The 24907-nt window shown below is 65.2% G+C and carries 23 protein-coding genes and 1 tRNA gene; 7 read left to right on the plus strand and 17 right to left on the minus strand.

The window, feature by feature from the left end:
- Positions 1-56: 56 nt before the first annotated feature.
- From SO139_RS15800 to mobB, 5 genes are all read right to left on the minus strand, one after another.
- A complete protein-coding gene (locus SO139_RS15800; protein WP_498540208.1) occupies positions 57-341 on the minus strand; it encodes a hypothetical protein in 285 nt (94 codons plus the stop codon).
- Positions 342-433: 92 nt separating this feature from the next.
- A complete protein-coding gene (locus SO139_RS15805) occupies positions 434-2086 on the minus strand; it encodes an OFA family MFS transporter (protein WP_449380047.1) in 1653 nt (550 codons plus the stop codon).
- Positions 2087-2401: 315 nt separating this feature from the next.
- Positions 2402-2665 (minus strand): sulfurtransferase TusA family protein, encoded by a 264-nt coding sequence (locus SO139_RS15810; RefSeq protein WP_449380046.1) that lies wholly within the window; start codon positions 2663-2665, stop codon positions 2402-2404.
- Positions 2666-2710: 45 nt separating this feature from the next.
- Positions 2711-3967 carry a molybdopterin molybdotransferase MoeA gene (locus SO139_RS15815; protein ID WP_474802302.1) on the minus strand — a complete coding sequence of 419 codons (1257 nt, stop codon included), beginning with the start codon at positions 3965-3967 and terminating at the stop codon, positions 2711-2713.
- Positions 3968-3976: 9 nt separating this feature from the next.
- The gene (gene mobB / locus SO139_RS15820; protein ID WP_449380044.1) at positions 3977-4504 is read right to left on the minus strand and encodes a molybdopterin-guanine dinucleotide biosynthesis protein B; all 528 of its coding nucleotides are present in this window, start codon (positions 4502-4504) and stop codon (positions 3977-3979) included.
- A 132-nt stretch (positions 4505-4636) separates the two neighbouring features.
- Between mobB and fdhD the strand changes: the two genes are divergently transcribed.
- Entirely contained in the window at positions 4637-5527 is an 891-nt protein-coding gene (fdhD, locus tag SO139_RS15825) for a formate dehydrogenase accessory sulfurtransferase FdhD (protein ID WP_474802300.1), read from the plus strand.
- A complete protein-coding gene (gene mobA / locus SO139_RS15830) occupies positions 5472-6155 on the plus strand; it encodes a molybdenum cofactor guanylyltransferase MobA (protein WP_474802298.1) in 684 nt (227 codons plus the stop codon). The genes fdhD and mobA overlap by 56 nt, the downstream gene beginning before the upstream one ends.
- Before the next feature lie 67 nt (positions 6156-6222).
- Here mobA and SO139_RS15835 read toward each other — a convergent pair whose 3' ends face one another.
- Genes SO139_RS15835 through SO139_RS15860 form a run of 6 tightly spaced genes read right to left on the minus strand, consistent with a single transcriptional unit; the run spans position 6223 to position 12795 of the window.
- Positions 6223-7353, minus strand: a complete 1131-nt coding sequence (locus tag SO139_RS15835) for an FAD-dependent monooxygenase (protein WP_449380041.1) — start codon at positions 7351-7353, stop codon at positions 6223-6225.
- Positions 7354-7403: 50 nt separating this feature from the next.
- On the minus strand, positions 7404-9353 hold the full coding sequence (locus SO139_RS15840; RefSeq protein ID WP_498540209.1) for a molybdopterin biosynthesis protein: 1950 nt from the start codon (positions 9351-9353) through the stop codon (positions 7404-7406).
- Between the two features lie 13 nt (positions 9354-9366).
- Positions 9367-10473 (minus strand): molybdopterin-binding protein, encoded by a 1107-nt coding sequence (locus SO139_RS15845; protein ID WP_498540210.1) that lies wholly within the window; start codon positions 10471-10473, stop codon positions 9367-9369.
- A gap of 56 nt (positions 10474-10529) precedes the next feature.
- Positions 10530-11363 (minus strand): ABC transporter substrate-binding protein, encoded by an 834-nt coding sequence (locus SO139_RS15850; RefSeq protein ID WP_449380038.1) that lies wholly within the window; start codon positions 11361-11363, stop codon positions 10530-10532.
- A 14-nt stretch (positions 11364-11377) separates the two neighbouring features.
- Positions 11378-12100, minus strand: coding sequence for an ATP-binding cassette domain-containing protein (locus SO139_RS15855; protein WP_449380037.1), 723 nt, complete (start codon positions 12098-12100; stop codon positions 11378-11380).
- Between the two features lie 2 nt (positions 12101-12102).
- On the minus strand, positions 12103-12795 hold the full coding sequence (locus SO139_RS15860; protein WP_474802291.1) for an ABC transporter permease: 693 nt from the start codon (positions 12793-12795) through the stop codon (positions 12103-12105).
- An 87-nt stretch (positions 12796-12882) separates the two neighbouring features.
- Here SO139_RS15860 and SO139_RS15865 point away from each other — a divergent pair, with 87 nt between their 5' ends.
- Positions 12883-13776, plus strand: coding sequence for a substrate-binding domain-containing protein (locus SO139_RS15865; RefSeq protein ID WP_474802289.1), 894 nt, complete (start codon positions 12883-12885; stop codon positions 13774-13776).
- Positions 13777-13888: 112 nt separating this feature from the next.
- Complete coding sequence (locus tag SO139_RS15870; protein ID WP_449380034.1) at positions 13889-15106, plus strand: ABC transporter substrate-binding protein; 1218 nt, start codon at positions 13889-13891, stop codon at positions 15104-15106.
- Positions 15107-15125: 19 nt separating this feature from the next.
- On the opposite strand, the gene SO139_RS15875 is transcribed toward SO139_RS15870, so the two are convergent.
- Entirely contained in the window at positions 15126-16100 is a 975-nt protein-coding gene (locus SO139_RS15875; protein WP_449380033.1) for a TAXI family TRAP transporter solute-binding subunit, read from the minus strand.
- A gap of 107 nt (positions 16101-16207) precedes the next feature.
- Between SO139_RS15875 and SO139_RS15880 the strand changes: the two genes are divergently transcribed.
- Entirely contained in the window at positions 16208-17185 is a 978-nt protein-coding gene (locus SO139_RS15880) for a Bug family tripartite tricarboxylate transporter substrate binding protein (RefSeq protein ID WP_474802287.1), read from the plus strand.
- Positions 17186-17499: 314 nt separating this feature from the next.
- Positions 17500-17575: transfer RNA gene (locus SO139_RS15885), tRNA-Ile, on the plus strand.
- Positions 17576-17593: 18 nt separating this feature from the next.
- Here the strand turns inward: SO139_RS15885 and SO139_RS15890 are convergent.
- Both SO139_RS15890 and SO139_RS15895 read right to left on the minus strand, forming a co-directional pair.
- Positions 17594-18844 carry a tyrosine-type recombinase/integrase gene (locus tag SO139_RS15890; protein ID WP_498540211.1) on the minus strand — a complete coding sequence of 417 codons (1251 nt, stop codon included), beginning with the start codon at positions 18842-18844 and terminating at the stop codon, positions 17594-17596.
- A gap of 362 nt (positions 18845-19206) precedes the next feature.
- On the minus strand, positions 19207-20706 hold the full coding sequence (locus SO139_RS15895) for a CoA-acylating methylmalonate-semialdehyde dehydrogenase (protein WP_498540212.1): 1500 nt from the start codon (positions 20704-20706) through the stop codon (positions 19207-19209).
- Positions 20707-20855: 149 nt separating this feature from the next.
- Here SO139_RS15895 and SO139_RS15900 point away from each other — a divergent pair, with 149 nt between their 5' ends.
- Complete coding sequence (locus SO139_RS15900; RefSeq protein ID WP_498540213.1) at positions 20856-21743, plus strand: LysR family transcriptional regulator; 888 nt, start codon at positions 20856-20858, stop codon at positions 21741-21743.
- A gap of 21 nt (positions 21744-21764) precedes the next feature.
- Here the strand turns inward: SO139_RS15900 and iolB are convergent, their stop codons facing one another.
- From iolB to SO139_RS15915, 3 genes are all read right to left on the minus strand, one after another.
- Entirely contained in the window at positions 21765-22571 is an 807-nt protein-coding gene (gene iolB, locus SO139_RS15905) for a 5-deoxy-glucuronate isomerase (protein WP_498540214.1), read from the minus strand.
- Between the two features lie 54 nt (positions 22572-22625).
- A complete protein-coding gene (iolD, locus tag SO139_RS15910; protein ID WP_498540215.1) occupies positions 22626-24461 on the minus strand; it encodes a 3D-(3,5/4)-trihydroxycyclohexane-1,2-dione acylhydrolase (decyclizing) in 1836 nt (611 codons plus the stop codon).
- On the minus strand, positions 24458-24907 hold a 450-nt coding region (locus SO139_RS15915), incomplete at its 5' end, for a 2-deoxy-5-keto-D-gluconate 6-phosphate aldolase domain-containing protein (RefSeq protein ID WP_498540216.1). The genes iolD and SO139_RS15915, both read right to left, overlap by 4 nt.

Genomic DNA, 24907 nt, shown 5'->3' on the forward strand with positions numbered 1-24907 from the left:
GGCACGTAGCCCAAGCTCCATGCCCCCTTTTAGTTGCATACTGTGAGCTCCTGGCCTCAGGTCTTGCTCATGCAGTCCTGAATGTAGAACCATCGGTCATCGCCGATAAGACCCTTGGCCTTGACCTCGGCCCGACACGCCTTGAGCTTAGGCTTGTTGGCCGCCCAGGTGGCCTTCATCTGCTTCAGCTTCTGCATGGTGAGCTTGACCTTCCCCGGCGGTTTGGCGTCGGCCGTTGTGGCCGGCGCGGGTGTCGCGGGCGACGTCGCGGTCTGCGCCGAGGCAGTATGAAGCCCTACGGCCAGCAGCGCGGCGGCAAGGCAGATACGGGTGCGAAGCATGAAATCCCCCTCAAGTCCCAATCATGATCATTCGGAAAGGCGAACGCCGCGGAATGCCTGTCATGGGCATCCCGCGGCGGTGTCGATTGCGATCAGAAGATTTTGACCGCGCTAAGCAGCGTCATGTACACGCCATAGGCCAAGGGAACACCGACGAACAGCCAGAACAGCGCGGCCTTGCCGTCGAGACCACCGGTGCCGATCCCGAACGAACCGGTCTGCCCCGCGTTGACACCGGCCGTTGCAGCCTGGAGCTTCGCCACTTCCCCCTCGCTCATGTACCACTTCGGATCGACCGGCTTGACCAGGTAGTTGCAGATCAGGCCCGCGATCAGCATCGCGCACAGGATGTACATGGTGGAGTTATAGAGCTGATCGCGCGGCACGCCGGCGGCGAGCTGGAATTCGCGCAGGTAGTTCACGACCACCGGACCAATGATGCCGGCGGTCGACCAGGCCGTCAGCAGACGGCCATGGATCGCGCCCACGAACTGGGTGCCGAACATGTCTGCGAGATAGGCCGGCACCGTCGCGAAGCCGCCGCCATACATCGACAGGATGATGCCGAAGCCGAGCACGAAGAGCAGTTTGTTGCCAGTTGCGGCAAATGTCGGCGCCAACGCGTACAGCACGATGCCGAGGATGAAGAACGTGTAGTAGGTGTTCTTGCGGCCGATATAGTCCGACAGCGAGGCCCAGAAGAAGCGGCCGCCGATGTTGAACAGCGACAACAGGCCGGCAAAGCCGGCGGCGATCGCCGCGATCTGCGCCTTCTGCGCCGGATTGAGCGCGTTGAAGCCGACGTCCGGCAGGCCGATCAGCTTGCCGGCGAAGATTTCCTGCAGCATCGGCGAAGCCATGCCGATCACGCCAATGCCGGCCGAGACGTTCAAGCACAACACCCACCAGATCAGCCAGAACTGGGGCGTCTTGTGCGCGTTGTCGAGATGGACGTGATGCTCGGAGATCATCGTCTTCTTCTCGCTCGGCGGTGTCCAGCCTTCGGGCTTCCAGCCCGTCGGCGGCAGGCGATAGCGGAACGCGCCGATCATCATGAAGACGAAATAGATCGCGCCCATGCTGAGGAAGGTTTCCCAGACGCCGACCGAGGTCGGCGACTTGAACTGATCCATCAGCCAGTTGGCCAGCGGCGCGCCGATCATGGCGCCGCCACCAAAGCCCATGATGGCCATGCCGGTCGCCATGCCGCGGCGGTCGGGGAACCATTTCACCAGCGTCGAGACCGGTGAGATGTAGCCAAGGCCGAGGCCGACGCCGCCGATCACGCCGGAGCCGAGCCACATGATCCAGAGCTGATGGACATAGATGCCGATGGCGCCAAGCACGAGGCCGCCGCACCAGCACAGCGCTGCAACGAAGCCGGCCTTGCGCGGCCCGACCCGCTCGAGCCAACCACCCCATAGCGCGGCCGAGACGCCGAGCACGACGAAGAACAGCGTGTACATCCACCCCAGGCTTGCGACCTTCCAGTCGCAAGTGGTGGTGAAGAGCTCCTGCCACAATGAAATGTCTGGGCATGCCTTGGGCGCGGTCAGCCCGATCGCGCGCGATAGCGGCAGCCAGAACACCGAGAAGCCGTAGGCCATGCCGATGCACAGATGGATGCAAAGTGCTGCCGGCGGCACCAGCCAGCGATTGAAGCCGGCCGTGGCGATCGTGCGCTCGCGATCGAGAAATCCCGCGCCAGCGCCTGACAGTCTTCCAGCGCTTTCAACTGTAGCCATACAAATCCTCCCCTGCAGGCCGCCCTTCTGAGCAAACCTGCTGCTACGATCCTTGTCGCTCAGCCCGTCGCGGCGCAGCCGTCCCTGCTGCTCCGCACAATGTTTCGACACGCGCCAGGATCACGACGCATATTCGAGAAGTCTAACCCCCTGGGTCGGCGTCTATGCCCGACACCACGCGACGTGGCTTCGACCAGCTTGTTCCGCGCATTGCGGGCACGAGTCAACCTCCGCGTCCCACAGATGAAACCGATTGGGACAGAAGCGCAGATCGATGTCGATAGACAAATGGTCGGTATCCACGAGGTGACGGCCCTAAGAACGCGGCGCACCATTGATGATTTCAATCGATGCATTGGTCTTCTCTATCAAGAAGACGATGCGCGCATCGTTGCGCTCGGTGATTTCGACCTTGTCGCCGGTTTCCCGGATCAGATTTGGAATGTCGATCACCGACAGGGGATCGGTGCAATAGACTTCGAGCTGGTCCCCTGCCCGCAACGGCTTCAGCGCCTTGCGCGTCTTCAAAGCCGGCAACGGGCATTTCAGCCCGGTGAGATCGAGAGTCGTTCTGGTCATGGCAGCACCATGGCGAGGCGGGTCGGGAGCGTCAATGCGCGATGCTCAGATCAGGTCCGCATAGGACAGAAATCCAATGCCCTGTCCGGGCTCGACCTGCGTGATCGCTTCGCCGAGCTCGACCAGCCCATCGGTCTCGACCAACGATGACAACAGCCCGGCGCCCTCGCGTGGAAACTTGATCGCCTCGAGCGCACCATCCTCGGCCTTGCGCAAGGAGACCCGGACATATTCGCGGCGGCCCTCCTTCTTCTTGTAAGTGAACGCCGCGCGCACCGGAATCGGAAGCAACGGCTCCGGCAGGCCCCCGGCGAGCGCCAGCACCGTCGGCCGCACCACGTGGACGAAGGTGACGAAGCTAGCGACGGGATTGCCGGGCAAGCCGATCAGCGGCGTGCCGCCGATGATGCCCATGGCGACCGGTCGGCCCGGCTTGATCGCCATCCGCCACAGCACCAGCGTGCCGATACTCTCGACCGCGGCCTTGACGTGATCCTTCTCGCCGGTCGACACACCGCCGGTGGTGAGGATCAGGTCATGCTGGCCTGCGACCTGCTTCAAACCATCCGCGAGCGAGGCTTTCTCGTCCCGCAAAATGCCGAGATCAGAAACCTCGCAGCCCAGCCGGCGCAGCATCGCCATCAGCATGAAACGGTTGGAGTCGAAGAGTTGCGAGGCCGCGCGCGGCGCGCCGGGCGAGGCCAATTCGTCGCCGGTCGAGAACACCGCGACGCGAATGCGCCTGATGACATCGAGCGCGGTCTGGCCGAAGGCGGCGGCGAGCGCGACATGTTGTGGCCGCAAGCGCTGGCCGGCGCGCAAGGCAACGTACCCTTGCGGAATATCCTCGCCGGCGGGCCGGACATTTGCGCCGGGGTTTAGCCCCGGCGGTAGCACGATCTTGCCGCTCTCTTCGACGCGCACGTCCTCCTGCATGAAGACGGTCTCGGCCCCCGGCGGCATCGGCGCGCCCGTGAAGATGCGTGCGGTATGACCGGGCTTGATCGGATGATCGGCGGCACTGCCGGCCGCGATACGGCTGTCGAGCGGAAACGCTTCTTCGTTCGCTTGCGGCAGGTCCGCATTGCGCACGGCATAGCCGTCGACCGCGGAGTTGGTGAAGGGTGGCAGCGGCAGCGGCGCGGCGATGTCGTGCGCGAGCACCCGTCCGTCGGCATCGACCAGCGCCACCGTCTCGATGTCGGCGATCGCATTCACGCGGGCCGCGATCAGGCCGACCGCATCGTCGACCGACATCATCGGCCCACCAAAGGCAAAGCAATCGTCGGATAGTTGCGCCATGATGCCTCGTCAGCGCACGAGCGCGCTCTTCGCCATCGCCTCGTCGGCCGTCATCGCGCAGCGCAAGAGCAGCGCGGCCACGGCCGGGATATCATCGAGATGGACTGTCGGCAGCCTGGTTTCAACCGCAACGTCGGTCGCAATCCCGACAATGCCGGGATCGTCGGGAAACAGTAGCTGCTTGCCGTTGGCAGCGCGGTGCACCTCGATCTTGCGATGCGGCTCGCGCTTGAAACCCTCGACCACGACGAGGTCGACCGCCGACAGCTTTGCGAGCAGTTCCGGCAGCCGCGGCTCGGCTGCCCCCCGCAGCTCATGCATCAGAGCCCAGCGATTTGCCGAGGACACCAGCACCTCGGCCGCACCGGCCTCGCGATGGCGCCAGGAATCCTTGCCGGGCACGTCGACGTCGAAATGATGATGGGCATGCTTGATCACCGAGACGCGCAGCCCTTGCGCGTTGAAATGCGGAATCAGCCGCGTCAACAGCGTGGTCTTGCCCGCTCCGCTCCATCCCGCAAGGCCGATGATTTTCATCACAACGCGATCTCCGCCAGTCGCCTCACGCGGCTGGAACCACCATCTCCGTCATTGCGAGCGGAGGCATTTTCTTCATTCGCTCACATGCTTATATCGGCCTGAGCAGAATGTCATGCTAACGTCGTGCCCATGATGAAGATCGACAAAGCCCCGGTCCCCCTGATCGTCCCGAACCCGGACGATCCGCGCCTGACGCAGAGCGTCGTCGGCGTCGACCAGGCCGGCGCGAGGGTCGAGACCAAGGTGCCGATGGAGCGACCGCTGACGCTCTATCTCAACGCCCAGGAGATCGTCACCATGATGACGATCGGCGATTATCCGGAGTATCTGGCGCTCGGCTATCTCCTTAACCAGAACATGCTGAAATACAGCGACGTCGTCACCGAGGTGGAATATGACGACGACCTCCAGGTCGTCGTGGTGCGCACCTCACATCACACCAATTTCGAAGCGAAGCTGAAGAAGCGCACGCAGACCTCGGGCTGTGCCCAGGGCACCGCGTTCGGCGACCTCCTCGAAGCGGTGGAAAGCGTGGCGCTGCCCAAGGCCGAGCTGCGCACTTCCTGGCTCTATCAGATGACGCAGACCATCAACACCATGCCCTCGCTCTATCTCGAGGCCGGTGCGATCCATGGGTGCGTGCTGTGCAAGGAGGGTACGCCGCTCTGCTACACCGAGGATGTCGGCCGCCACAACGCCGTCGACAAGATCGCGGGCTGGATGTACCGCCACGGCGTCGAGGCCTCCGACAAGATCCTCTACACCACGGGACGGCTCACCTCGGAGATGGTGATCAAGACGGTGCGGATGGGCATCCCTATCCTGGTGTCGCGCTCGGGCTTCACGGCCTGGGGCGTCGATCTTGCCCGCCAGGTCGGGCTGACGCTGATCGGGCGCACGCGCGGCAAGCGCTTCATCGCGCTCGCGGGCAAGGAACGCATCGTCTACGACCAGAACCTCGCTTATGTCGAGGAGGAGTCGGCCAAGCACAAGCGCAAGGGTGAAGGTGGTGACGACTGAGATTCCGCCGACCTTGGGCGTGCTGCTCGCAGGTGGCCTGGCGCGGCGCATGGGCGGCGGCGACAAGCCGATGCGCACCATCAGCGGCCGCACCATCCTGGAGCGCGTGATCGCGCGCCTGAAGCCGCAATGTGACGGGCTGATCCTCAACGCCAATGGCGAGCCCTCGCGCTTTTCAACATTCGGATTGACCGTCGTCGGCGATGACGTACCGGGCTATCCCGGACCGCTCGCCGGCATTCTCGCCGCACTCGATTGGACCGCGGCGAACCGGCCTGGCATCGAATGGGTACTGAGCGCTGCCGGCGACTGCCCGTTCCTGCCGCGCGATCTCGTCGCACGGTTGCAGGCTGCGCGTGCGGCAGAGAATGCACAGCTCGCCGTTGCCGCTTCCGGCGAACAGTCACATCCGGTGATCGGATTGTGGCGCGTCGCTTTGCGCGACGAATTGCGCCAGGCCCTCGTCGTCGAAGATATCAGGAAGATCGACCGCTGGACCGCGCGCTACGCGCTCGCCACCGTGACATGGTCGGTTCAACCGCTCGATCCCTTCTTCAATGCGAACACGATTGAGGATATCGCGGAAGCCGAGCGGCTGGCCGCACTGGACGAGCGCTCAGCTCAATAAAGTTGAGAGCCGCGCAGAGCGCGCTCGCCGAGGCAGAGGAGAGCGAACGCCTGCGCGAGTAAACGGCTCATGCCGCAAGCCGCACCGTCCAGGCGTCGTAACCATAGACCCAGGCCGGATCAGTTCGCTCCTTCAGCCAAATGTTGGCGCGCGAGGTCTCCTGCACTCGCGTGGTCCGTTCTTTGCGGGTCGCCTCGAAGCGGCGAAACGCGTTTGCCACGCCCTCCCGCTCGACGCCATCGAGGCAGCGCGACAGCACGGCGGCATCCTCGATCGCCATCGCCGCGCCCTGCGCCATATAGGGCGTCATCGGATGGCAGGCGTCACCGAGCAGCGTCACCTTGCCGTCCGACCAGCACTCGAGCGCGTCGCGGTCCATGATCGCCCATTTGTGCACGTCAGGACATGCGGCGAGCACCCGCGCGACCTGCGGATGAAAGCCTTCGAATGATGCACGCAAGTCCCGCACGTCGCCCTTCGCCGACCAGGACTCGATGCGAAAGTCCGGCTCCGGCTGGCTGGTGACGAGATAGACCTCGCTGCGGTCCGGTTTGACGTAATAGATGACGATGTGACGATCCTCGCCCCACCATTTGGTGCAGTCGTCGATCTCTTCGCCGCCGAGCAGCGCGGCCGGATAGGTGGTGCGATAGGCGATGCGGCCGGTGAACCTGACCGGCGCGGAGTCGAACAGGATGTCGCGCACGAGCGAATGCACGCCGTCCGCGCCGACCACGGCATCGGCGATGGCGCTTGCGCCGTTGGCGAAGGTGAGCCGGACGCCGTCGCCGGTCTCATCGAGCCCGACGAGCTTGTGATTGAGCCTAACGTATTCCGAGGGAACGACGCTCGCGAGCGCCGCATGCAGATCGCCGCGATGCGCAAGCAGATAGGGCGCGCCAAATCTCTGCTCGGCGCTCTCGCCGAAGATCATGTCGAACTTGACGTCGCCGCTCCGCCAGTCGCGGTTGTTCCAGGAGCGCGGATAGAAGGCGTGATCGCGCATCCGCATCTCGAGCCCGAGTTCGCGCAACACCTTCATCGCATTGCAGCCGACCTGGATGCCGGCGCCAATCCGGGCAAATTGCGACGCCTGCTCGTAGACCATGACGTCGATGCCGACGCGCCGCAGCGCAGCGGCGGTGGCAAATCCGCCCATGCCGGCACCGACGATCGCAACCGAAAGCGGCTTTGCCATCGCGTCCCCACCCCTGTCGTCGCGCGGCTCGATCGCCGCGTGGCTAGGCTTCACGCCGGCCGGAAACCGGCCCGCGCCAGCGCCGCACGACTTTCGTCCGAGGCAAGCGCATGCAGAAAAGCCTGCACCGCCGGGCGCTGCTTGCGCATGCTCACCAGCGCGAAATCATAATGCTCTTCTGCAAGTGGAATGAAACCGAGGCCGGACGCATGGGCGACCGGCGCGATGGTCATGCCCCAGTCGGCGCGACGCTGCGCCACCGCGGCAGCCACCGCATTGTGCGAGCGCGGCTGATTCCAATAGCCTTCCGGCCGCGCGCCAATGAGCAGGCGGTCGATGAGGATGCGCGTGCCAGCGCCCTGGTTGCGATTGACCATGATGCAGGCGGGATCGGCCAGCGCGGCAGCGACAGCGTCCTTTGCGCTCAGGCCTTCAAAGCGCTTGTCGCCCTGACGGAACACGATGCCCTGCATGCGCCGCCAGCCGGGCACCAGCTCGAGCCCGTCGGCAAGATAGGGCGTGTTGTAGGTCTCGGTCTTGTCGTCGAACAGATGGATCGGCGCCAGATCACACTCGCCGCGCCGCGCCGCCGCCAATCCGCCGAGGCTGCCCACCGCAATCGAGCGCACGGAGAGGCCAGCGCGCGCGAGCGGCGCGGTGACGAGATCGAGCCCGGTGCAATGACTGCCGATGATGACGAGATCAGGCACGCGCACATGCGGCGTGAACAGCGTCACCTCGGCCGAGGTGCCGGCCGACATCTGGTCGGCGAGTGCATCGATGCGGAGGAAACCGTCGGCCTGCGCGAAGGAGGTGATCGCGCCGGAGCCTTTTCCGGAGGGGTAAGCGATCAGTCCCTCCTTGCCATCGACCAGCGACACCATCACGAACTCGGTGCGACCGAGCTCGGAGGCGATCCGCACTGGCACCTTCGCACTCACTTTGGCATCCGCACGCGGCGGCAGGCCCGCCATCTGCCGCAGCACCGGCACGATCATATCGTGGAAAGTGAACATCGCGGAGGTCGGAAAGCCCGGCAGGATCACGACCGGCTTGCCGTCGCAGACGGCAAGGCACAGCGGCTTGCCGGGCTTCAGCGCTACACCGTGAGCGATGATGCCGGGCTGGCCGAGGCGTTCAATGATGCGATGGGACACATCGCCCGCGCCTTTCGACGTGCCGCCCGACAGTACCAGCATGTCGGCCTCCGCCAGCGCCTTGCGCATCGCGGCCTCGAGCCTGGCCTCGTCATCCGGAATGGCGCCGACGAAATGCGCCGCGCCGCCGTTCTCGTCGATCGCCGCCGCGACGATCGCGCCATTGGTGTCGTAGATCGCTGCGGGTGCGAGCGGCTCGCCGGGCTGTACCAGCTCGTCGCCGGTCGATACGACCGCAACCCGCGGCTTGCGGACGACCTTGACCTCGGCGATGCCGCAGGCGGCCAACATGCCGATCTCGCGCGAGCCGATGATCGTGCCACTGCGCAGCAGAGCTTCGCCGCGCGCGATGTCCGAGCCGGCATAGGACACGAACTGGCCCGGCGAAGCTGCGCGGCGGACCTCGATCGCGCCCGTCCCTGCCGGCTGGGTATGCTCGACCATGACCACCGCATCGGCGCCACGCGGCAGCGGCCCGCCGGTTGCAATTGCCGTCGCCGTGCCGGAGGCGACCTGAAGGGCTGGCGCGGTACCGCAGGCGATGATCTCGCCATTCAGGACAAGAGGCAGGGGCGCGGCCTCGCTCGCAGCGGCGAGGTCTGCGGAGCGGACGGCAAACCCGTCGACGTTGGAGCGGTCGAAGGGCGGCACGTCGATCGGCGCAAAGACGTCTTCGGCGAGCGCACTTCCAAGCGCAGCCGCAAGCGTGCGCACCTCGCTCGGCAGCGCGCGGGGGAACAACGCGGCTTCAAACCGCGCCAGCGCCTCCTCGCGGGAGAGGATCTTGAGGAACTGCTCCTGGTCGACCGAACGGCGGTCGGTCGGTTGCGGAATCTTGTTCATGCCGGAACCCATATCATTCCCGCATCAGATAGGCACCGACCGGCGCGCCCGCCGCAAAGCCTTCACTGTTGCCGGGAACGAGCAGCCATGCATCAGCGCGGGCGATCGCCTGCAAGGACAACTCACCGATCGCAAGCGGCAGCCAGGCACCTTGTTCCTCGCCCAGCAACGCGATCTCTGCCATCCCGACGCTCGATGCAATCTTGCGGGCGAGCGGCAAGGTGGCGGATTTGCGCGAGGCCCGCACCGACAGATGATCCAGCGCCGGACGAACCAGCGCGAGCCATATCGCAAATGCCTGATCCGGCGAGCCCGGCAGCGCGACGACCGGAACTGATTTCAGCTTTCCGATCGCCGCCGTTCGTCCCGGCTGCATCGCAATGCCGTGGGCCAGGACCTCGCCGCAATCGGCTAGCGCGGTGACGGCAGCATCCTTGCGGCCGACGCCGGTGCCCCCGACGGTCAGCAACAGATCGCAGGCCGCGAGGTCGAGAGCGTTCGCAATCGACGCCGCATCACGGCCAATTGCGTCTGCCACCGTCACTTCGGCACCCGCGGCTCGCGCCAAGTCCACAACAAGCTGCGCAGCGGTCTTGCCACCAGGCGTGTTGACCACGTGCAGCCGCGGACGTCGCACGCTCAACGTCTCCAGTGCTGCCGCTCGCGCCAGCAGCAGATCGCCGGTGCGAACAGGCATGCCCTCCGCGACGATCGAGCTGCCGGCGGCGATGTCGCTGCCCGCGCGCCGCACGCCCTGCCCCGGCAAGCCTTCCGCGAGCACCTGGCCGATCGGCCCCACAGTGTCGAGCGCGTCGGCATCGAGCACGCAGTCGCATCCCTCGGGCATCGTGTCGCCGGCCCCGACCCAAATCGAAGGCGCGGTCAAAGGCAGCGGCGAGTACGAGGACGCGCCGACGAGATCGCTGGCGCGCAACGCCCAGCCGTCCGTGGCAGCGAGATCATGAGGCGGATGGGTACCGAGCGACGGCATTCCGGCCGCGACGCAGCCGAGCACCTCGGCGAGCGGCAAATCGACCGGCGCCACCGGCTCAACGCCGTGCAGCAGCGCAGCGAGGGCGAAATCGAGCGGTGTAAGCGACGGCGGCAGGCGCTGGGTCATCCCTCACGTGGACCACGCAGCGCTCGGTTTGGCAACTCGCCTATTCCGGCTACTTGCTAGTCGGGTTTCCTGGCGGCATCCGGAAAGAACAGTTGCTGCCCGTCGATCTTGTAGCCGGCGATTGCGGCCTGGCCGTCCGGCGAGATCAGCCAGTCGATGAAGGTCTGCCCTAGCTCTTTTTTCACCGACGGATACTTCTCCGGATTCACCAGCATCACGCCATATTGGTTGAACAGCCGCTTGTCGCCCTCGACGACAATGTCGAGGTCGCCGCGGTTCTTGAACGCAATCCAGGTGCCGCGATCGGAGAGCACATAGGCATTCATCGCACTCGCGGTGTTGAGCGCCGCGCCCATACCCTGCCCGATCTCGCGATACCAGGCACCCTTGGTGCTCGCGACATCGATGCCCGCGATGATCCAAAGCGCAAGCTCGGCGGCATGGGTACCGGAGCGGTCGCCGCGCGAGACGAACGGCGCGCCCTTCGCCTCGATCGCCTTCAGCGCGGTCGCGATGTCCTTGCCCTTGACGCCGGCGGGATCGCTCTTCGGCCCGATCAGCACGAAGTCGTTGTACATCACGTCAAAACGCTTCACGCCAAATCCGTCGGCGACGAACCTCTCCTCCTGCGGCTTTGCATGCACGAATACGACATCGGCATCGCCGCGGCGTGCGGTGTCGAGCGCCTGCCCGGTGCCTTGCGCGATCACCTTCACGTCGATGCCGGTCTTGGCCTTGAAGATCGGCAGGAGGTAGCCGAACAGGCCGGAGTCCTGCGTCGAAGTCGTCGAGGCCACGACGATCGAGCGATCCTCGGCCAACGAAGTCGAACCGACCAGGGCGATGCCCAGCAGCATCGCGAGCGCAAGGAACGGGCGGCGAGATGCCATCGGAAAACTCCACTTCAAATCACGAGATCGCCGCGCAGGAAGGCCTGCGCTTCCGGCGTCGACGGATGGTCCAGGAATTCGCTCGCCCGCGCGCGCTCGCACAGCGTCCCGCGGGCTAGGAAGACCACCTCGCCCGCAAGCCGCCGCACCTGGCCGAGATCGTGCGAGGCCATCACGATCTTGATGCCGGATTGCGCCGCGCTCGTGACGATCTCTTCCACCGCGCGCGTCGCGGCGGGATCGAGATTGGCAGTCGGCTCGTCCAGCAGCAGAAGCTCGGGGTCGCGCGCGAGCGCCCGAGCCAGCGCGAGCCGCTGCTGCTCGCCGCCGGAGAGGAGCCGTGCCGGACGGTGCGCGAGCTCGGCAAGGCCAACCCGCTCCAGCAGCGCCGCCGCGCGCATCGTCCGGCGCGCGTGAGGCGCGCCGGCCTGCGCCAGGGCGTAGGTGACGTTGGCCGCCGCCGTGCGCCGCAACATCACGGGGCGCTGGAACACGAAGGCGCGGCGCGTCGGCGCCGGAGCGCTGCGGCCACCCCAACTGATGCGGCCACCCGTCGGCGCCACAAGTCCCATGCACAGCCGCAGAAGGCTGGTCTTGCCGGAGCCGTTGGGGCCGATCAGCAGCGTCGGCGCACCCGGCGTGATCGTGAGGCTGATGCGATCGAGGATCGCCGACGCGCCTCTCTGTAGTGAGACGTCCTCGAGCACCACAGGAAGATCGCTGATCGGCCCGTGCATGGTCACCCTGTCACCCGTTGTGACCACACGCGCGTACCCCAGGCCGCCGCGTTGATGGCGAGCACGATGAGGACCAGCAACGCACCGAGGCCCATGGCCAGCGGCAGATTGCCCTTGGATGTCTCGAGCGCCACGGTGGTGGTCATGGTGCGGGTAAAGCCGTCGATGTTGCCACCGACGATCATGACCGCGCCGACCTCCGCCGCAGCGCGGCCGAAGCCGGCCAGCAGCGCCGTGAGCAGGCTGAAGCGCGCGTCCCACAACAGCGTCTTCATGCGGCCGACCGCGCCGACATTCATGGCGCGGAGTTCATCGCGATACTCGATCCAGAGGTCTTCCACCGTCTGCCGGGTCAGCGCGGCGATGATCGGTACGATCAGCACGGTCTGCGCGATCACCATCGCCGTCGGCGTAAAGAGGATGCCGAGATCGCCGAGCGGTCCCGCGCGCGACAGCAGCAGATAGAGGGCAAGCCCGACCACGACCGGCGGCAGGCCCATCATGGCGTTGAGCAGCACGACCAGCACCGCGCGCCCCGGGAAGTGGGTCAGCGCCAGCAACGCGCCGAGCGGCATACCGATTGCTGACGCCAGGGCGACCGCCGCAAGGCTCACACCAAGTGAAAGCCGTACGATCGCCAGCAGCACAGGGTCGCCGCTGAGGATGAGTTGCAAAGCACTGAGATGATCGGGCATGGTTCCCATAGTATGACATTGAACTGCAAAAATTCCGGTCTGCGTCAAATGCCAAAAAGTAAACAAAGATATGCATAGGAATGCATAATGGAATTTCTGACGACGAGTGAGGCGGCGGACTACCTCCGCCTAGGGGAGCGCAAGCTCTATGAACTCGTTACCAGCGGGGCGATCCCCTGTAGCAAGGTTACGGGGAAGTGGTTGTTCCCGCGCCATGAACTCGATTTATGGGTGCTATCGGGCCTGGCGCGTCCGGCCGGCATGCTGGCCACCGAGGCGGCCCCGATCGTCGGCGGCAGTCAGGACAGCCTGCTGGAATGGAGCCTGCGGGAATCCGGCTCCGGGCTCGCTTCGCTCAACGAAGGCACGGCACGCGGGCTGGAACGGTTGCAGCGCGACGAGGTGATGGCGGCGGCGCTGCATTTTCACAGCCTCGACAGCTCGGATTATCTCGCCAACGACGCCAATGCCGCGGCCCTGCGCACTGCGCCGGACCTACATGATGCGGTGCTGGTCGGCCTGGTGCGCCGCGAGCAGGGGCTCCTGGTGCCGCCGGGCAACCCGAAGGGGTTGCGCAGCCTGCCGGACGTGCTCGCGCTCGGGGCCAGGATGGCGCTGCGACAAGAGGGCGCAGGCGCGCAGATGCTGCTCGACGTGCTGCTCAAGCGCGCCGGCGCCTCGTTTCGGGATCTGCGCCGGCTGGATGCGCCGAGCCTCACCGGGCCCGACCTCGCCGCCACGATCCGCGCCGGCCATGCCGATTGCGGCGTCGCAACGCGCGGGGCGGCCAAGTCGGCCGGACTCGATTTCGTCCCGCTGCTCTGGGAAAACTTTGATCTCGCGATGCGGCAGCGCAGCTATTTCCGTCCGCCGATGCAGGCGCTGATCCGGTTCCTCAACGAAAAGAAGCTGCGCCAGCATGCTGAGGAGTTGACCGGCTACGATCCCTCACCTGCCGGTCAGATCCGCTTCGCCGCCTGACCAGCGTTGACGCCCAGCCCAAAATAGTTGCAAAAGAAACCAATTAGCCGGGCCATACCCGGCCACGATCAAGGAAACAGCGGCCAACGAGCCGCGTGAGGGGAGGGATAGCGTGACTCCAGGCAGAACCGGACTGTCCGTCGTGGCCGCGATCGCAGCCGCGACGCTGCTGTCGGGCGCGGCTTTCGCGCAGGTGTCCGACGACGTCGTCAAGATCGGCGTGCTCACCGACATGAACGGCCCGGCCTCGACGCCGACCGGCCAGGGCTCGGTGACGGCGGCGCAGATGGCGATCGACGATTTCGGCGGCACCGTGCTCGGCAAGCCGATCAGCGTGGTGGTCGGCGACCACCAGCTCAAGCCCGATATCGGCGCGGCACTGGCACGGCGCTGGTACGACGTCGATCAGGTCGACCTCATCGTCGACGTTCCGGTGTCGGCGGTGGGATTGGCGGTGCAGAACATCGCCAACGAGAAGAAGAAGCTGTTCATCACCCATTCGACCGGCACGGCCGACTTCCACGGCAAGTTCTGCTCGCCCTATGCGATCCAGTGGGTGTTCGACACCCGCGCGCTCGCGGTCGGCACCGCGCAGGCGGTGGTCAAGCGCGGCGGCGACAGCTGGTTCTTCATCACCGACGACTATGCCTTCGGCCATTCGCTGGAGCGCGATGCGTCCGCGGTCGTGACCGCCAATGGCGGCAAGGTTTTGGGTTCGGTGCGGCCGCCCCTGGCAACGCCCGACCTGTCCTCCTTCGTGCTCCAGGCGCAGGCCTCGAAGGCGAAGATCATCGGGATTGCCGCCGGCCCCCCGAACAACATGAACGAGATCAAGACCGGCGCCGAGTTCGGCGTGTTCAAGGGCGGCCAGCAGATGGCGGCGCTGCTCGCGCTGATCACCGACATCCACGGCCTCGGCCTTCAGGCCGCGCAAGGCCTGCTGCTGACGACCTCGTTCTATTGGGACATGGACGACAAGACCCGCGAATGGGCAAAGCGCTATTTCGCCAAGATGAACCGGATGCCGACGATGTGGCAGGCCGGAGTCTATTCGTCCGTGATGCACTATCTCAACGCCATCAAGGAGACCGGCACCGACGATCCGCTCAAGGTCGCAGCGAAGATGCGGGAAAAGCCGATCGAGGATTTCTTCGCCCGCAACGGCCGCTTACGCGATGACAATCTGATGGTGCACGACCTCTGGCTGGTGCAGGTCAAGTCGCCGGAGGAAAGCAAATATCCCTGGGACTATTACAAGATCCTCGCGACGATTTCCGGCGACCAGGCATTCGGCCCGCCGGATCCGGCGTGTGCGATGGTGAAGAAGTGACGCTCGCGTTGAGCAACCGTCACTTCACTACGCCGATCTCGCGGAAATATTTCATCACGCCCGGATGAATCAATTCCGGCCTCGGTGCGGCCGCGACGGTGTTCGCAGCCGTCGTCTCGCAGGCCTGCGCGAGCTTCTTGCAGAACACGGCCTCGACGCCGTGCAGCGTTTTCGCCAGGCGATACGCAACGTCGTCGGGCAGGTCCTCGCGCGTCAGCACGAAGCTCCAGGAGCCGAGCGAGGCGATTGCCTCGGTCTGCTTCGGATAGGAACCGGCCGGCACCGTCAGCGGCTTGAGGAAGGAATGTTTTGCGCGGATGCGCGCGATCTCGTCGGCGTCAGGCGCAATGAAGCGCGCACCCGATGCGCTTGATGCGACCGCGGCAAAGCCGGGCCAACCGATGCCGGCGCCCCAGAGCGCAGCGACCCGACCGTCTTCCACCATCGCAGGGCCGTCGCCGGCGCGGTCGAGATAGATCGCCTTGAAGTCCTCGTCCTGCTTGAGGCCGAGACCGTCGAGCACGTAGCGCGAAAGGATCGGCAGGCCCGAGCCCTTCGCGCCGAACGCAACGGGCTGGCCGACGAGATCGCGGATCGTCTTGTAGGGGCTATCCGCTCGCACCACGAACATGCCGGGATTGGAATAGATCGCCGTGAGAATTTTCAGCGCTACCTTCGCGCGGCCGATGCCGGCGAAGGCCTCATAGGCCGGCTCGCCCGCGACCAAAGCGAGGTCGAGCTCGCCCTTCTCGAGCAGCGGAATGTTCTCGTTGCTACCCTTGGTGTTGCGCGGCGCGATCGCGAGCGTGGGATCGGCCGCGTTCATCACGTCGGCGAAGGCGTTGCCATAGAGCGGAAAGCCGCCGCCGGGCGTGGCAGTGCCGAGGCTGATTGTCATTTTCGAAATGGCCTTGTCTCCGTTCTCTTGGCTTTGAGCCGAGGCTGCGCCTGCAAACAGCAACACGCCCAGCATGATCAGCGAACAAAGTTTCATGAGGGCTCCTCGACCTGCTGCGTCAACACTAGACTTGTGACGATGTAGGCAGCCGCACGATTTTATGGAAGCATGGCCGCAACGACAATAAAACAACGGGAGGCGTCATGTTGGGAATTTTGCGTCGCGGTCTTTTCGGTCTTGCCCTTCTTTCCAGCCTCGCCGGCGTTGCAGCCCCCGCCTCCGCCGCCGACTATCCGAACCGCCCGGTGCACTGGCTGATCGGCTTTGCCGCGGGCGGCCCCGTGGACATCGTGGCGCGGATCATGGCGCAGTGGCTGTCGGATCGCTTCGGCCAGCAGTTCATCGTCGAGAACCGCACCGGAAGCGGCGGCAACATCGCGGCCGCCGCGGCGATCAACTCTGCGCCCGACGGCTATACGCTGCTGTTCGTCGCGCCCAACAACGCGATCTCGACCTCGCTGTACAAGAAGCTGCCGTTCGACTTCCTGCGCGACACGACGCCGGTCGCGAGCATCATGCAGCTCACCAACATGCTGGTCGTCTCCAACGCGATGCCGGTGAAGACCGTCCAGGAGTTCATCGACTACTGCAAGGCCAATCCCGGCCAGATCTCCTATGCGTCCTCCGGCAACGGCACGTCCGTGCACATGTCGGCGGAGCTGTTCAAGGCGATGACCAAATGCGACATGGTGCACGTGCCCTATCGGGGATCCGCGATCGCCTTCCCCGACATCATCTCCAACAAGGTGCAGCTGATCTTCGACAACCTGCCCTCCGCGCTGGAGCAGGCACGCGGCGGCAATGTGCGCGCGCTCGGCGTCACCTCACCAAAGCGCTGGCCGAGCGTGCCCGACGTTCCCGCAATCGCGGAGACGGTGCCGGGCTTCGAATCGGTCGGCTTCTACGGCATCTCGGCGCCCAAGGGCACGCCATCGGAGATCGTCGATCTCCTCAACAAGGCCGTCGGCGAAGCGTTGAAGGACCCCAAGCTGGTGGCGCGGCTGGCCGAGACCGGCGGCATCCCGATGCCCATGACGCCGGCCGAGTTCGGCAAGCTGGTCACCGACGAGACCGAGAAATGGCGCAAGGTGGTCGAGTTTGCCGGGGTGTCGGTGGACTAGCGGGCGGAAATTGCGGCTCCGCGGCGAGGCTCGGCTACCGTCGAAACCCGCGCCTGTCTTGCGCCAATCAAAATGTCGAAAACAACCCCATGCAAAGTAGCCAAGGGGGCCAGCACGGCCGCCTGCGTCTTTTCCGAAACCAATTGACACGTCGGGCAAATCACCGGCACAAATTGGATTATCGGGCCCGTCCCCCGCAGACTGCCCAATCCACACCGCGGCGGCGCGAGCGGGGCCGGCATTGCACCCTTGGCTCAAGCCTTGTAAACGAACCGCGCACCGTTGCCGGCCGCGTCCCGCGGCCGTTCGCGGCGGGGCCTGTAGCTCAATGGTTAGAGCCGGCCGCTCATAACGGTCTGGTTGCAGGTTCGAGTCCTGCCGGGCCCACCAATCAAATCAATCGCTTAGTCAGGGGTTGTTTCGCCGCAGCGGGATCACCGCACCAGAAATCGCACCAGATACGTGCGCCTTTCGTTCGTGACCGCACTCGCGCATCGCGATTTTCTCGACCGCATCTGACAAATAGTCAGGGTGATGGTGGCCGTAGGTGTTGAGCAGAACCTCGAGCGACATTCCAAGATAGCCGGCGGCCTGCCACGGATCCGCGCCCTTCTGCATCAGCCAAGTCGCTGCAGTATGCCGCAACGTGTGAGGCGATATGCCGGGACCGAGCCCGGCGAGCCTCACGGCGCTCTTGAATGCCGTTTTGACGGAATCTACCGGCTTGCCATTGAACTCGACGAAGTGCTTGGCCTCCGGATCGATCCGGTGCCAACGCCGCAGATGTGCAAGCAGGCGCAACGGAATTGGGACTGTCGGTTGGCGCTTGTTGGTCTTCGCGCTGCCTTGCTTACGACGATAGTACCGTCCGCGCTCGAGATCGACAAAAGAGCGGCCCACTGCCGGAATGGGCGATGCGGATGCGATCGCTCCCGCGCGAGTCCCGCTGTAGATCCCGAGCAAGATGAAGCGAGCGAGGTGTCGAAGCGGTCGCTTCGCTGTCGGAGCCTTCACATCGTCCTCCGGCCGACGTGATCTCTTTTGCATTTCACGATACCGCCAGCAAGCCCAGATCAATTTGGCCGCATCACTACGCGTCAACCATTTGTCGCGCGGCTCGCCTTTTTCCGGCAGCGGGACTTTGACGATTTCACAATGATAGCCTTCGGCGGCGTGATGGCCGATAGCCGCGCGCAAATCTTCGAGATCTCGCCTAGTACCGCCTCGGTTGCGTCGTTTCTTCCTATAACAGCGACACGCCTCTCCTTTCACCTCGCCGAGCATCTTTGCACCCCACCACGCGTTCAGTCGCTCGATGCGCTTCTTGAATTTCCGTATGGCGGGGATGGTGTCTTCGCTTTCGCTATCCACTTTGAAGCGATCGTGAAACTTTTCTAGCTGCGCATCCAAGTAAATCGAGAGAACGTCCGCGATTGGAATGTCGTCGATGTGCCGCACTCGCCGCTTGGGCGTGTATTTGGACGCTATATAGTCTTCTAGCTTTCTCTCCGCGGCCGCAATTTCATCTGCAGCGCAGCCCGTGCCGACATCGCGTCCGTTATCTCTGATGATCCAGGTTGCCTGGTGGGTAATCTTTCCGCTCTTGTCTCGGCGGGCGGCCTTAAGCCGGAGCCTAGCGCCCTTGCTTCGTCGCGGCATAGCTCTCGCATCCGTTCAATGTGAGCCAGCGTAGTAAATTCCTTGCCGGCAATCTTCTCAATCACTAGTCGATAGCAGCGGAGAGATTTAGCGAAAGCGCAGTCGCATACCTCAAGGCCTCGATCGAGCTGGGTGCCGGCGAAGATTCCGCGGAGGTCTGCGCAAGGTGATTTGAGAGACCCAGAAATGTGTGGGTCACGCGTGGTAGCGGCGGTCCGCTACATCGCTAAACCCACTATTTTGGAGGCAATGTTTTCTTATCGGCGGGCAGCCTAGCTCGCCTAGTCGCGACTTCGTAGCCCGTCAACAGGCTACGATACGCAATCGCCGCATTCGTCTCTCTTAGCAGGTAGCTGGATTGCTTACTTCATCGTCGGCATGACGAAGTCAGCTCCGGCGCGGACGCCGGTCGGCCACCGGCTCGTGATGGTCTTCAGCCGCGTATAGAAGCGGACGCCCTCGGGGCCGTGCATGTGATGGTCGCCGAAGAGCGATGCCTTCCAGCCGCCGAAGGAGTGGAATGCCATCGGCACGGGGATCGGCACGTTGATGCCGACCATGCCGACCCTGATGTCGTGGGCGAACTCACGCGCGGCATCACCATCGCGGGTGAAGATCGCAGTGCCATTGCCGAATTCGTGCGCGTTGATGATGCTCGCTGCGATCTTGTAGTCCGGCACGCGGACGACCGAGAGCACGGGACCGAATATCTCTTCCTTGTAGATGCGCATGTTGGTGGTGACGTGGTCGAACAGCGTGCCGCCGATGAAGAAGCCGTCCTCGTAGCCTTGGCGGCGGAAGTCGCGCCCATCGACCACGAGCTTGGCGCCTTCGGCGACGCCGAGATCGACATAGCCTCGCACCTTCTCGAGATGCTGGCGGGTGACCAGCGGCCCCATCTCGGCTTCCGGATCAGTGCCCGGGCCGACCTTGATGTCTCGAACGCGCGGGGCGAGCTTGGCCATCAGCGCCTCGGCGGTCGCCTCGCCGACGGGGACCGCTACGGAGATCGCCATGCAGCGCTCGCCGGCCGAGCCGTAGGCCGCCCCCATCAGCGCGTCGACCGCCTGGTCCATATCGGCGTCGGGCATGATGATCATGTGGTTCTTGGCGCCGCCGAGCGCCTGGCAGCGCTTCCCCGTGCGCGCGGCGGTCTCGTAGATGTAACGCGCGATCGGCGTCGAGCCGACGAAGCTGACCGCCTGCACGTCCGGATCGGTGAGCAGCGCATCGACGGCTTCCTTGTCACCGTGAACGACGTTGAAGACACCCTCAGGCAACCCGGCCTCGGTGAGCCAGTCGGCGATCAGGAGCGATGCGGACGGGTCGCGCTCCGAGGGCTTCAGGATGAAGGTGTTGCCGCAGGCCAGTGCGACCGGGAACATCCACATCGGCACCATGGCCGGAAAGTTGAACGGCGTGATGCCGGCGACAACGCCGAGCGGCTGGCGCAGCGAGTGGCTGTCGACGCGCGTGCCGACGTTCTCGGTCACCTCGCCCTTGAGGAGCTGCGGCGCGGCCGTCGCGAACTCGACCACCTCCATGCCGCGCTGGATCTCGCCCTTGGCATCCGAGAAGACCTTGCCATGCTCGGCGGAGATCACTGTCGCGAGCTCGTCGATGCGGTCTTCGAGAATGCGCAGGAAGCGATTCAGGATTCGCGCACGGCGCAGCGGCGTCGTGGCGGCCCAGCCCGGTGCTGCAACCGAAGCAGCGGCCACCGCTTCGCGCACGTCGGCAGCCGAGGCGAGGAGGACCTCGCCGGTCTGGCGACCGGTTGCCGGGTTGAACACCGACGCGGTGCGGCTCTTCACTGGGGCCAGACGGCGCCCGCCGATGTAGTGCGCAATACGTTCGACCATGTCATCCTCCGAGCGAAAAGGACCACCCCGGCTGAAAGCGGATCGGAGCGGACTTCGCTCCGTGAGGCGGCGACGCGGTCGTTATCTACTTGCGTGTTCTGCACAGCAATGCACATGCTCGCACTCTCGTTGTGCATTGGACGACATCGATGGATTGGAATCAGATCCGCATCTTCCTGGCGGTCGCGCGGACCGGCCAGTTGCTGGCAGCAGCCAAGGCACTCGGTCTCAATCATGCGACCGTAGGCCGCCAGCTGTCGGCGCTCGAGGAAACGATCGGCGCGAAGCTCGTCGAACGCCGGACGACGGGCTGTCGATTGACACCAGCCGGCGAGGCGATGATGCGCGCGGCCGAACACGCGGAATCGGAGTTCCTGCGCGTCGGCGCGACGCTCGGCAAGGAGGGAGACGCGATCCGGGGCGTCGTCCGTGTCGGCGCCCCGGAGGGCATCGGGAACTATTTCCTGTCGCGGACGCTCGGTGCCTTCGCCTTGGCGCACCCCGACCTGGTGGTGCAACTGGTCGCACTGCCCAGGACCTTCTCGCTGTCGCGGCGCGAAGCCGATATCGTGGTGACGCTCGACAGGCCGAAGCAGGGACGTCTCTTCGTGCGCAAGCTGACCGACTACTCGCTCGGAATCTACGCCACCCGCCGCTACCTCGATACGCATGGGGCGATCGAGGACGAGGCAGACCTCGCCGGCCACCCTTTCGTCACGCATGTCGACGATTTCGTCTACAGCCGCGCACTCGACTACGCAGCCTCTCTCGCAAAGCGCATGCCGCGCCGGTTCGAGTGCGGCAGCGTGGTCGGGCAGGTCGAGGCGGTCCGCGCCGGTTCGGGGATCGGTATCCTGCACGACTACATCGCCCGAGAAGACCCGGACTTGGTCCGGGTCCTGCCCGCGATCCGCTTCACGCGCAGCTATTGGCTGCTGACCCACCCCGACACGCGCGACCTGCGCAGCGTCGCCGAGGTGCAGCGGGAGATTGTCGACAGGGTGAAGGCGGCGCAGCGCTCGTTTCTGGTCGCTTGATGAGGCGCGATGCCCTCGGCACTATGCGTCGCGCTTCAGGATCCACTCGACGGCCGGGCTCGGCACGAAGCGCCATTTGCGCAAGGGACCGGCCATGACGTTCAGATAGTACATCTCGAATCCGTAAGGCGCCCCGCAGGGGTGATGGCCGCGCGGGACCAGCACCACGTCGCCGTCGGAGACCGCCATGGTGACGTCGAGCTGCCGGTCGTCGGTGTAGACGCGCTGGATGCCGAAGCCGTCGGCGGGCGCGATCCGGTGATAGTAGGTCTCTTCGAGATAGGTGATGCGCGGAAAGTCGTCTTCGTCGTGGCGGTGCGAGGGATAACTCGACCAGTGGCCCGCCGGCGTGAACACCTCGGTGATCAGCAGGCTGTCGCAGAAATCCTCGTTCTCCATCGCGATGTTGTTGATGTAGCGCGTGTTGGTACCTTTGCCTCGCTGCATGAGCGTGATGCCGTCGGGCCCGATCCGGCGCGCGGTGTGACCGCCCTTCCCCGGCGCAGAGCAGACCGCGATCGTGCATTCGGTCTCGGCGGTCGCACGCCAGTCGGTGCCGTTCGGTACGTAGAGACTGTGCGGCGGCGATTTCTCGAACACGTTCATGCGCTCGCCGAGCACGCCCCAGTCCTTGTCAGCAGCGGTGAAGGCGGCCTTGCCCTCGACCATGACCAGGATTGCCTCACGGTCACCGGTCGCCTCGGCGGCGGCTTCGCCGGGCCGGAGCCGATAGAGCGAGAAGCCGACATAGCGCCAGCCCGCCGATTGCGGCGTGATCTCGTGCACCTTGCCGTGCGCCCCGAAGGCCTTGCGTAGCAGATCCGGCATGTCTCACCTCAATAGTTGAACTCCGTTCGGGACAGCGCAACACCGGCGGCAGTCTCAATCGAAGGCGCGCTGGAGCGCAGCGTTGGTTTGATAGCGTTGGCGTGACTTTTCCAGGCGCCCGGGGCCGCCGACTTCGGGCACTGCGACATCCCACCAATGGCCGCCGGCGCCGGTGCCGGGCACGGCATCCGTGTCGATCAGGATGACGGTCGGCTTGGTCCGGCCGCGCGCGGCGACGATGCGGGCCTCGAGATCGGCGATGCTCGAAGCCTTCTCGGCATGCGCGCCCATCGCCCGAGCATGCGCCACGAAGTCGATTTCGGGCTGCTGCTCGACGGCACTGTCCTTGTACATGTTGTTGAACTCGGCCCCGCCGCATTCGATCTGCAGCCGGTTGATGCAACCATAGCCGCGGTTGTCGGTGAGAACGACGGTAAATGGGACGCGCCTCATGACGGCGGTGGCGAGTTCAGAATTCGCCATCATGTAGGAGCCGTCGCCGACGAAGCAGACGACCTCCTTCTCAGGCGCGGCGAGCGCGATGCCGAGCGCGCCGGCGACCTCGTAGCCCATGCAGGAATAGCCATATTCCATGTGGTAACCGCCCGCCGCCGCCTGCCACAGAACCTGCAGCGCGCCCGGCATGGTGCCGGCCGCGCACATGACGACGGTCTTTTCGGTCGCGACCCGCTGCACCGCGCCGATCACCTGCGCGTCGGTCGGCAGGACGTTGGCGGTCCCCTCCGGCGCGGCCGTCACCGACTTCACCTTGGCGTGCCAGGCAGTGCGCGAAGCGACGTCCGGCGTTTGCGCCTTGTGGTCGCCGAGCATAGCCGAGAGCTGTTCGAGCGCCACCTTGGCATCGCCGACTACACCGACCGCGCCGTGCTTGGCGGCGTCGTAGCCGTGCAGATTGATCGAGACGAGCTTGCGCGCGCCGTTCTTGAACAGGGCCCAGCTGCCGGTCGTAAAATCCTGGAAGCGCGTGCCGACGCCGATGACGAGATCGGCCTCGGTTGCCAGCGCGTTGCCGCATTCCGAACCGGTCACGCCGGGCGAGCCGAAGTTCAGGGGATCGGTCCAGGCGTTCGCCCCCTTGCCGGCCTGGGTCTCCAGGAAGGCGATGTTGTGCTTCGCGGCGAAAGCGGCAAGCGTCGCCTCGGCGCCGGAATAGACCACGCCGCCGCCCGAGATCAGCACCGGCTTCTTGGCGGCACGGATCAGGCCCGCGACCTCCTCGACCTCGCGCGAATCGGGCCGCGGCCGGCGGATGCGCCAGATCTTGGGCTCGAAGAAGCTTTCCGGATAATCATAGGCCTCGGCCTGGACGTCCTGGCAGAAGGCCAGGCACACCGGCCCACAATTGGCCGGATCGGTCATCACGGCCAGCGCGCGCGGCAGCGCGGTCAACAGATGTTCGGGTCGCGTGATGCGGTCGAAGTAGCACACCACCGGCCGGAAGGCGTCGTTGGCCGAGACCGTGCCGTCGTCGAAATCTTCGATCTGTTGCAGCACCGGATCGGGGCGACGGTTGGCGAACACGTCGCCGGGGATGAGCAGCACCGGCAGGCGATTCACATGCGCGAGCGCGGCCGCCGTCACCATGTTGGTGGCGCCGGGGCCGATCGACGAGGTCACCGCCATCGCCTTGCGGCGCTTCATGGTCTTGGCATAGGCAATCGCCGTATGCGCCATCGTCTGCTCGTTCTGGCCGCGCCAGGTCGGCAACGCCGTGCCGATGCCGTGCAGTGCCTCGCCAAGGCCCGCGACGTTGCCATGGCCGAAGATTGCCCAGACACCCTCAATGAAGCGCCCGCCCTCCTCCGTCATCTGCACCGAGAGCCAGCGCACCATGGCTTGCGCTGCGGTCAGTCGAATCGTCCTGGTCATGCTGCCTTCTCCCCCGCGGTTGCGCGCGCCTCGTCCCAGATCTCGCAGAGCCGGCGGTAGCGCCGCGCCATCTCGGCGACCGCCGCCTCGTCGGACGTCTCGCCCTTGAACCACACCCGCGCGACCTCGCCAAAGATGGTGCGCCCGACCGCAAAGCCCTTCACCAGCGGGAAGCCGGCGGCGACGCGGAAGCTTGCGGCAAGTTCGGCCTCGGGCGCATCGAGGCCGAGCACGACAATGCCGCGGGTAAAGCGGTCGTGCGCCTCGATCGCCTTGCAGGCGGCATCCCAGGCGGCTGCGCTCGCCAGCGGTTCGAGCTTCCACCAGTCGGGATAGATGCCGGCGGCGTAGAACTGCCGGATCAGCGTCGCCGTCGTCGCATCGTCGACCGGCCCGACCTTCGAGGCCACGATCTCCAGCAGGAACTCGAGGTTGTTGCGCCGTGA

It is taken from the genome of Bradyrhizobium sp. UFLA05-89 (assembly GCF_059803475.1).

What these genes read in the sequence shown, in the direction of transcription:
- SO139_RS15840 (WP_498540209.1), bottom strand. Translation starts at nt 9,353, where the DNA reads ATGAACAAGATTCCGCAACCGACCGACCGCCGTTCGGTCGACCAGGAG.
- SO139_RS15855 (WP_449380037.1), bottom strand. Translation starts at nt 12,100, where the DNA reads ATGCACGGGCCGATCAGCGATCTTCCTGTGGTGCTCGAGGACGTCTCA.
- iolB (WP_498540214.1), bottom strand. Translation starts at nt 22,571, where the DNA reads ATGCCGGATCTGCTACGCAAGGCCTTCGGGGCGCACGGCAAGGTGCAC.
- SO139_RS15810 (WP_449380046.1), bottom strand. Translation starts at nt 2,665, where the DNA reads ATGACCAGAACGACTCTCGATCTCACCGGGCTGAAATGCCCGTTGCCG.
- iolD (WP_498540215.1), bottom strand. Translation starts at nt 24,461, where the DNA reads ATGACCAGGACGATTCGACTGACCGCAGCGCAAGCCATGGTGCGCTGG.
- SO139_RS15815 (WP_474802302.1), bottom strand. Translation starts at nt 3,967, where the DNA reads ATGGCGCAACTATCCGACGATTGCTTTGCCTTTGGTGGGCCGATGATG.
- SO139_RS15805 (WP_449380047.1), bottom strand. Translation starts at nt 2,086, where the DNA reads ATGGCTACAGTTGAAAGCGCTGGAAGACTGTCAGGCGCTGGCGCGGGA.
- SO139_RS15850 (WP_449380038.1), bottom strand. Translation starts at nt 11,363, where the DNA reads ATGGCATCTCGCCGCCCGTTCCTTGCGCTCGCGATGCTGCTGGGCATC.
- SO139_RS15860 (WP_474802291.1), bottom strand. Translation starts at nt 12,795, where the DNA reads ATGCCCGATCATCTCAGTGCTTTGCAACTCATCCTCAGCGGCGACCCT.
- SO139_RS15895 (WP_498540212.1), bottom strand. Translation starts at nt 20,706, where the DNA reads ATGGTCGAACGTATTGCGCACTACATCGGCGGGCGCCGTCTGGCCCCA.
- SO139_RS15900 (WP_498540213.1), top strand. Translation starts at nt 20,856, where the DNA reads ATGGATTGGAATCAGATCCGCATCTTCCTGGCGGTCGCGCGGACCGGC.
- SO139_RS15865 (WP_474802289.1), top strand. Translation starts at nt 12,883, where the DNA reads ATGGAATTTCTGACGACGAGTGAGGCGGCGGACTACCTCCGCCTAGGG.
- SO139_RS15845 (WP_498540210.1), bottom strand. Translation starts at nt 10,473, where the DNA reads ATGACCCAGCGCCTGCCGCCGTCGCTTACACCGCTCGATTTCGCCCTC.
- mobA (WP_474802298.1), top strand. Translation starts at nt 5,472, where the DNA reads ATGTCGAGGAGGAGTCGGCCAAGCACAAGCGCAAGGGTGAAGGTGGTG.
- SO139_RS15890 (WP_498540211.1), bottom strand. Translation starts at nt 18,844, where the DNA reads ATGCCGCGACGAAGCAAGGGCGCTAGGCTCCGGCTTAAGGCCGCCCGC.
- SO139_RS15835 (WP_449380041.1), bottom strand. Translation starts at nt 7,353, where the DNA reads ATGGCAAAGCCGCTTTCGGTTGCGATCGTCGGTGCCGGCATGGGCGGA.
- SO139_RS15880 (WP_474802287.1), top strand. Translation starts at nt 16,208, where the DNA reads ATGTTGGGAATTTTGCGTCGCGGTCTTTTCGGTCTTGCCCTTCTTTCC.
- SO139_RS15875 (WP_449380033.1), bottom strand. Translation starts at nt 16,100, where the DNA reads ATGAAACTTTGTTCGCTGATCATGCTGGGCGTGTTGCTGTTTGCAGGC.
- SO139_RS15800 (WP_498540208.1), bottom strand. Translation starts at nt 341, where the DNA reads ATGCTTCGCACCCGTATCTGCCTTGCCGCCGCGCTGCTGGCCGTAGGG.
- mobB (WP_449380044.1), bottom strand. Translation starts at nt 4,504, where the DNA reads ATGAAAATCATCGGCCTTGCGGGATGGAGCGGAGCGGGCAAGACCACG.
- fdhD (WP_474802300.1), top strand. Translation starts at nt 4,637, where the DNA reads ATGATGAAGATCGACAAAGCCCCGGTCCCCCTGATCGTCCCGAACCCG.